A 659-nucleotide genomic window follows, 5' to 3' on the forward strand; every position below is an offset into this window, starting at 1 on the left:
CTTAAAGCAGTCAAACTTCTTTGGAAGCCCCCACTTCAAATTTTCGCTAGAAATTAAGTGGGGGTAGTTCACGGCACAGCTATTATTCTATTATTTCAAAAGGAAAAATGGCGGCGAAAACTAATTATTTTCCAATATATAGGGAAGATGTCGCTCACAAACTATTTGTTTCAATCGGTATGTTGTACACTGCTGTTTTATGGTTATGGGCTTGGATGGTATGGACGTATTGGCATATTTTCTGGAAGCATGCTTGCATTTCTTATTTATGGTGTGCAGCTGATAGGAAGCCAAAAGTGGCTTCAGTTTTTTCGGATCGGTCCGATCGAATGGATATGGCGGTCTGTAACTTATGGGAAAAAGCAGCCTTTTCGTAAATAAAAAGTCCCTCTGCATGCCGAAGCATTACTGAGGGACAGGTGAGGAAGAGTGTTCTATCGGCGCCGTTTCCCGCAAATAACGATTAATCAGTTCATCTAGTTCTTGACTGCACTCGATCGTTTCTTTGGCGGTAAATCCATATGTCAATGCTAATTCGATCATTTGTTGCCGCTTTTCCTCAATTAAAATCACCATTGCATTCACCGTCACGAGAACATCCGCCGGAAGCCCACTGCTTTAGCTGTGGAAGGAAGGCGGGGTTTATATTTTCAGTATAT

General features: G+C 41.9%; 2 protein-coding genes. One reads left to right on the forward strand and one right to left on the reverse strand.

Annotation, left to right across the window (positions count from 1 at the left end; translation table 11 throughout):
• Positions 1-57 precede the first annotated feature (57 nt).
• Positions 58-381: a DUF418 domain-containing protein gene (locus DCC82_RS17085; protein WP_233253095.1), complete on the forward strand. Its 324-nt coding sequence runs from the start codon at positions 58-60 to the stop codon at positions 379-381.
• A gap of 24 nt (positions 382-405) precedes the next feature.
• On the opposite strand, the gene DCC82_RS17090 is transcribed toward DCC82_RS17085, so the two are convergent.
• A complete protein-coding gene (locus tag DCC82_RS17090; RefSeq protein WP_041269587.1) occupies positions 406-576 on the reverse strand; it encodes an aspartyl-phosphate phosphatase Spo0E family protein in 171 nt (56 codons plus the stop codon).
• Positions 577-659 lie beyond the last annotated feature (83 nt).

The sequence above is a fragment of the Geobacillus sp. LYN3 genome, from assembly GCF_003064505.1.
Taxonomy (GTDB): Bacteria; Bacillota; Bacilli; order Bacillales; family Anoxybacillaceae; genus Parageobacillus_B; species Parageobacillus_B toebii.